The following is a 7199-nucleotide window of genomic DNA, read 5'->3' on the forward strand; positions in this document are numbered from 1 at the left end:
CTCCATGTGGTTCGCGCCGGTCAGCGAAGCGCGAGGCAGCGAGTGCGAGAAGCAGGCGCGGTTGGCTAAGCGCATCCTGCACAAGCACGGTCTAGATTATGTGGCCGAGTTTATCGTCGGTCCGCGCGATATGCATCACGTCATCGACGTGCTTTTCGATCGCACGGATGCGGAGGAAACTAAGCGTGCGGATGCCTGCTTCAACGAGCTGTTGGACGAGTTCGAAAAGGAAGGCTACGCGGTTTACCGTGTGAACACTCGCTTCCAGCAGCGTGTTGCGCAGAGTTATGGCTCGGTCAAGCGCGACGTGGAACACGCCATCAAACGCGCGTTGGATCCGAACAATATTTTGGCTCCGGGTCGCTCGGGCATCGACCTGGATACCTATAAAAAGTCCTGACCTCCGCGCTTCGATAGGTGAGGCGGTGGAATATTTCATAGAACTTCCATCCGGCTGTGAGCCCGCGAAGCTGTTCGAGACCGATGCCACGAGGCAGCCGGCCTTCAACGGCAAACGAGCCCCTCCAATTTTGAGGTCAGCTCGCTCTAGAGCGCGCCAAAATTCAACTATTCCGGAACAAAGCTGGGCACTATGGCAGCCAGTTCCAAGCTCCGACCGGTCGAATGCATTCCTAGTGCAAGGCGATGGTCTTTGGCGGCCAGAACCGGTCTCGATCGCGACGATGCCGCTCCCTGCCGAGTGGCGTCAGCCAAGCTTTAATCCGCGTAGTCGCAATGCATTTGCGATGACGCTGACCGACGAAAGCGCCATCGCGGCAGCGGCGACGATCGGTGACAGCAGTAGGCCGAATGCAGGGTAGAGTACGCCAGCCGCCAGCGGGATTCCTGCCGCATTATAGATGAAGGCGAAGAACAGGTTCTGGCGAATGTTCCCCATCGTTGCCTGCGACAGCCGCCGCGCCTTGACGATCCCCGTAAGATCACCCTGCAGCAGGGTGATACCAGCGCTCTCGATGGCGACATCGGTGCCTGTACCCATGGCGATGCCAACATCAGCTGCCGCAAGCGCTGGAGCGTCGTTCACCCCATCACCAGCCATTGCTACCACGCGGCCTTCCGCCTTGAGACGGTTCACCACCGCACTCTTCTGATCCGGCAGAACGTCCGCTTCGACCTCGTCTATGCCAAGTTTGCGGGCGACCGCCTCCGCCGTGGTCTTGTTGTCGCCGGTCAGCATGACGATGCGAATGCCTTCCGCATGCAACGCGTCGATCGCTTCGGCGGTCGTCATCTTGACCGGATCGGCGATAGCGAAAATGCCGCCGACCACACCGTCGATGCCGATATAGATCGCCGTCGCGCCATCATGGCGCAATCCGTCCGCTTGCACGGCGAGAGCCGATGGATCAATGCCATGCTCTTTCATGAACGAGGAGTTGCCGAGCACGATCGCCTTGCCCTCGACGCTGCCGAGCGCGCCCTTGCCGAGCGGCGAGTCAAAGTCAGTCACTGCCGGAATGACGATGCCCTTCGCGTCTGCCGCCGCCACAATCGCGAGGGCAAGTGGATGCTCCGAAACCCTTTCGACGCCAGCGGCCAGCCGTAGGATTTCGGCCTCATCAAAACCGGTCGCCGCTACGATCGCGGTCACGGACGGCTTGCCTTCGGTGAGCGTTCCCGTCTTGTCGACAACAAGCGTGTCGACCTTTTCCATTTGTTCGAGCGCTTCGGCGTTCTTGATGAGCACGCCTGCGCCTGCGCCCTTGCCGACCCCGACCATAATCGACATCGGGGTCGCCAGCCCGAGCGCACAAGGACAGGCGATGATCAGCACGGAAACAGCCACGACCAGCCCATAGGCGAAGCGCGGCTCCGGCCCCCAGATGCCCCAGACGACGAAAGCAACAATCGCGATGACGATAACCAGCGGCACGAACCAGCCGGAGACTTGGTCGGCCATGCGCTGGATCGGCGCGCGCGAGCGCTGCGCGTCGGCGACCATCTGAACGATGCGCGATAGCATGGTGTCGCGACCGACCTTTTCGGCACGGATTACCAACGCACCGGTCTGGTTCAACGTGCCGCCGATGACATGAGCGCCTACAGTCCTGGTGACGGGCATGGATTCTCCGGTGACCATCGCCTCATCAAGCGACGAGCGCCCGTCTTCCACGACGCCATCAACCGGCACGGTTTCGCCGGGACGGACGCGCAGCCTGTCGCCAAGCGCGACGTGTTCCACAGGCACGTCTTCCTCCACGCCGTCATCACGGATGCGCCGCGCCGTCTTCGGTGCAAGATCGAGAAGCGCCTTGATCGCGCCGGAGGTCTGCTCGCGTGCGCGCAGTTCCAGTACCTGACCCAGCAGCACCAGAACAGTAATGACCGCCGCCGCCTCGAAATAGACCGCGACCGTGCCGTCATCCGCGCGGAAAGTAGCCGGAAAAATTCTCGGCGCAATGGCGGCAACGATGCTGTAGGTCCAGGCAACGCCAGTACCCATCGCGATCAGTGTGAACATGTTGAGGCTGCGATTGACCAGCGACGCCCAAGCCCGCTCGAAGAATGGCCAGCCGCACCACAGGACCACCGGTGTCGCCAGAACAAGCTGTATCCAGATGGAAACTTTGGTTGGCACAAGATGATGCAGGTCCGGAAAAAGATGACTGCCCATTTCGAGCCCGAATACCGGAACTGCGAGAACCAACCCGATCCAGAAGCGCTTCGTCATATCGGCGAGTTCAGGACTTGAACCGCTGTCGGCGGTGACGATCAGCGGTTCCAGCGCCATGCCGCAGATCGGGCAGCTTCCCGGTTCGTCCTGCCGGATCTCGGGGTGCATCGGGCAGGTCCAGATCGTACCTTCGGCCGCTTGCGGTGCGGAGGCAGCGATGCGCCCGCTAACATATCGGGCGGGATCGGCCTCGAATTTTACCTTGCATGACGCCGAGCAAAAATAGTGGGTGTACCCCTCGTCGGTCAGAAAATGTTCAGCGGCCTGTGGATCGACCTCCATGCCGCATACAGGGTCCTTCATCCGATGCGTATCGCCCGAATGGACATGATTATGGGAATGGTGAGGATGCTCGCTGTGTTCGCGCATTTTTTAACCTGCCGCCTCACTTGGGTATGTTGAATTCATCTTGACCGGGTTCTGCCAAATACCGTGCTCGGTCTTCCCATCATCTCACACAACATCAATCATAGCTGATGCCCGGAGCAACGAGCCAAAATCAATCCAGCGGCAGACCCATTTCATACACAGCGGAGCCGTCGCGCCGTCGAACTTCACATCGCGGGTCGCGCAGGCATCATGGATGGTGACGGTCCTGTAGCCAAGGTCGTTTGCCGCCCGCGTGGTGGCGTCCACACACATGTGACTCATGGCACTCACCACGATGACTTCGGTCTCCTGGCCGACGAGAAAATGATGACCTGGATAAACAGCGACTTGAAGCCACCGGCCTTCATCTTAGACAACGCGCGACTTCTCAGGAAGGCAAGCCGACGATTGACCGACTTACTTTCATGATTTATGCATTCAATACACAACGCCTCCCGGCGGAATATGTTCGCCGGCGGCGCTGGCTGATACATACTCGACGCTGAAATTCCCAGCGATGGATGAGACGCTCGAACTCGATGAAAGGTTCGAACCAACCTTCGTTGATCTCATTGTTAGAAATTTAAACTGAGCTGGGCAGCCTCTTCGCGGAAAGGGCTATCCTGCTCGCTTTGCCCTGATCACGCAAAATCCACGCTGCTCGGCCTCAAGCTCGCGGAGATACCGCTCCATCTCGGCGAATCTGTACGGCGATCGCACGCGGATCATCGCCGCCCATGATATTGATCGTCGGGTTGAGGCTGTAGGTCCGGTTCGATGTGCTCGACATACTGCCCCAACGCCGCAACCCCGTCAGCAACCGGCTGCGCAGGCGGTTGTTCGTTTCGATCTTTCTGGACATGCCCGCGGCGAACAAGTCGGGACCGCGCTCATCGACAAGATGCGGTCGGCGCGAAACACCGGATCACCGAGCGCATGCTTGCCGGCAACGGCGGGTGTGGCGACGAGTGCAATCGTGCACTTTGAGCAGTCCTGCACCGCATCTAGCGTTCCAGTTTATGGTTCTGCGTCGATACGGCCGCCACATTGTGTCCAGCACGACGGTCTGGTTTATATCGTGTCAAGGTAACGTTGAGGACATCGCCGAGCATCAGCGACGCAAGGATGGCTGTCACTCACCGGCAACAACTGCTATTCATGTGCAACAGGAGAACATCTATGACTGCACGTGTGCTGTCCATCACTGCCATTGCCCTTTGGCTTGTTACCATTGCCGTCGCCGCACTCTTCTTCCTTCGCGGTCAGACGCAACTGGCGCCCGACGGGCGCACGACTGTTCTGCTGGGATCAGATGAGCGCAATCTCGTGCTCACCGAAATGCGCGGCATGCTTGAGACCGTGCAGATTGTCGTCGACGGGGTGAAGGAAGGCAACCTGAAGCAGGTTGCGCAGGCGGCGCACGCTAGCGGTATGGCAGCGGCCGCCGACGTCAATCCGGCACTGATGGCCAAGTTGCCGCTCGAGTTCAAGCAGCTTGGGCTCAGCGTCCATAAGCGCTTCGATGAGATTGCTACCGCAGCCGATTCGGGTGCGAGCCGCGAGCAGTTGCTCGCGACACTCAGCACGCAGCTGTCGGCCTGCGTTGCCTGCCATGCGAGCTATCGCTTCGACGCGGTGACGTCGGCGGCGAAGCAAGTGAAGACAAAGTGATATGCCGAGCGTTGCTTACGAAACGGCGCTATGCTCCGCGCGCCTCAATGCGCGCGATAACTCAAACCACAAGGGCTTCGCGGCTCTTTTTTCTCCAAACCAGACCGGTACACTTTTACACCGCCATCTGGCACATTTTGTTCCCGCGCTGACACTGAGCCCGGCGGTCGCGACCCGTGCATCCTTGTGGAGGTGCAGGTTGTCAGACAGAAATACCTTGAACGGCCGGGCACCTTCATCTGGCGCGGCCAGAGCACTCGGTTTCGTTCGTGAGCAGCGCGTCGGAGATAACGCTAGCAACGCTTATGTAATTATAGCTTCTGGGTGTTCCCAGACGCAAGAGCAACTTCACGGACGAAGGTTTGGAGATCGCGCAGTATTGCTGCGTCTACCGTACATTGCAGAGAGGCGCGACCATCCACTCCGACTAAAACTGAAGAAGCGCCGCTTGCGGTGGTCGAGAGCCCGTTGCAGCATGCGAAAGGATGGGACGGAGATCGATGGGTGCGCCCGACGACTTTCCTCCGCTTCCACAAGGCGTGAATTATCTGCGACAAACAGATTGTTAATGACCCAGGTTGAATGAGATCGAAGATGCGGCGCGCGTCGATAATGGCGCAGTTCGCAAGACAGTCGAGGTCCTGCAAACTTTGGAAGGGTTGGCTCCATGGTCATGCAGTGCGCGACGCTCGGACATTGGCTGTGAAGGGATGCCTCCATGGGCCGTCTTGCCCGGTCGTTTGACTCGATCGCATAAGGCGTCATTCAGAATACCGGAGACGAGACGTTGGGAGAGATGTCATGAGGTCGTTCCGACTCTTAGGAGCCACTTTGTTCGTCGCCGTGCTCGTCATGCTGACAGTAGTGCTCGCGATCCCCTATGCACGCCAGATATTCTTCGCTGCCTCAGTGCCGCGGGTAATCCAGCCGCGGGGCGACTTGTCGAGTCTGGAAAATTCTACGGTCGAACTGTTCGAGCAGGCATCTCCTTCCGTAGTTCAGGTCGTTGCCCTTGGCGAAGGGCGTTCGAGATTGCCTGGTTCTGACGATTCGCCGGGCATGGAAAGCGGGACAGGATTCCTGTGGGACCTCGCAGGAAACATTGTTACCAATGCCCATGTCGTCAGTGGCGCGCGGAAAGTTGCTGTTCGTACCGCTTCTGGCAGCATGTTACGAGCCGAGGTGACAGGGACGGCTCCAAACTATGATCTTGCAGTCGTCCGAGTGCTTAGCATGACCTCGTTGCCATCGCCACTTCCTGTCGGCTCATCCGCCGACCTCAAGGTCGGACAGTCCGTCTATGCGATCGGCAACCCGTTCGGCCTCGATCAGTCACTGACGACCGGTGTGATAAGTGCGTTGCGGCGGCGAATGCCTACCGCCGGTGGACGCGAGGTCTCTAACGTGATTCAGACTGATGCCGCGATCAATCCTGGCAATTCGGGCGGCCCTCTGCTCGACTCCGCGGGACGTCTGATCGGAGTCACCACAGCCATTATCTCGCCATCCGGGGTCAATGCCGGCATTGGCTTCGCGATACCGGTCGATGTGGTCAACCGCGTCGTTCCCGAGCTCATTCGAGCCGGTCGCGTGCCGACTCCCGGCATCGGGATAATTGCGGCCAGTGAAGCTCTTGCGACAGGCATCGGCGTTGAGGGTGTTGTCATCGTTCGAACCGTTCCCGGCTCTCCTGCTGACCGCGTGGGCCTCAAAGGCATCGACGCGGGCGACGGGACGGTCGGCGACGTGATCGTGGCGGTGGAAGGCAAGCCTGTCCAGCGGTTGTCGGATCTCACCGAGGTGCTGGAGAGCGTGAAGGTTCCGGGCCGGATCCAACTCACCGTCGAGCACAATGGCTCTTCACGGAGCGTTTCCGTCGATGTCGTTGACATTGGCGGCGGTTAGCCGAGTGCATTCCCGAATGCATCCGTTGTTAAATCTGCGGCATGCGCCCACAGCGCTGCAGTTCGAACAAGCTTGCCACCTTCGGCCCGGGCCACCTTGTAAAACTCGGCTAGAGCGGTATGGGGGCTTCTCCGGTTGAAATTCGCAAATGGTTGCGAAACAAAAATTTTGAGATGGTGATCAATAAAATGCGGGACATCAGCGGAATGATACGTTTCACCGCCCTCTGATATGCCGTTCCATCTGGTTCACGTTACCCTGCCTGCCGGCAAGGTGGTCCCATGCAGCGTCCGCTTATGCCTTCCTGCGATAACTCATATGGATCCTGGAAGGCGAACTCGTCTTTATCGAAGGCGAGGTCCGGCACGAAATGAAGCAGGGCGACTGTCTGGAACTCGGCCCGCCAATGGATTGCGTCTTCAAGAGCCCTTGCAACCCAGCCTCCCATTCGGCGCACCGAAAAGACCCCGCCGAACACCTCACCAAGCGGCTGTTCCGCGTTCACGGCGAGGGAGTAGATCGCAGACACAGGTCCTCATCGGAAAGCGCTTCTCCATCT

The 7199-nt window shown here is 59.2% G+C and carries 4 protein-coding genes and 1 pseudogene; 3 read left to right on the forward strand and 2 right to left on the reverse strand.

Annotated features, from left to right (window positions below):
• Positions 1-400, forward strand: a 400-nt coding sequence (locus B2M20_RS17615) for an FAD-linked oxidase C-terminal domain-containing protein (RefSeq protein WP_274533979.1), incomplete at its 5' end; no start/stop codon positions are given.
• A gap of 306 nt (positions 401-706) precedes the next feature.
• Here the strand turns inward: B2M20_RS17615 and B2M20_RS17620 are convergent.
• Positions 707-3064, reverse strand: a complete 2358-nt coding sequence (locus B2M20_RS17620) for a heavy metal translocating P-type ATPase (protein WP_079448331.1) — start codon at positions 3062-3064, stop codon at positions 707-709.
• A 162-nt stretch (positions 3065-3226) separates the two neighbouring features.
• Positions 3227-3367, reverse strand: a pseudogene (locus B2M20_RS20435) (isochorismatase family protein); the annotation flags it as partial.
• Positions 3368-4243: 876 nt separating this feature from the next.
• Between B2M20_RS20435 and B2M20_RS17640 the strand changes: the two are divergent.
• Entirely contained in the window at positions 4244-4735 is a 492-nt protein-coding gene (locus tag B2M20_RS17640) for a hypothetical protein (RefSeq protein ID WP_079448334.1), read from the forward strand.
• Between the two features lie 801 nt (positions 4736-5536).
• Complete coding sequence (locus B2M20_RS17645; protein WP_079448335.1) at positions 5537-6640, forward strand: S1C family serine protease; 1104 nt, start codon at positions 5537-5539, stop codon at positions 6638-6640.
• Positions 6641-7199: the final 559 nt, after the last annotated feature.

The sequence above is a fragment of the Nitrobacter vulgaris genome, from assembly GCF_002028545.1.
GTDB lineage: Bacteria > Pseudomonadota > Alphaproteobacteria > Rhizobiales > Xanthobacteraceae > Nitrobacter > Nitrobacter vulgaris.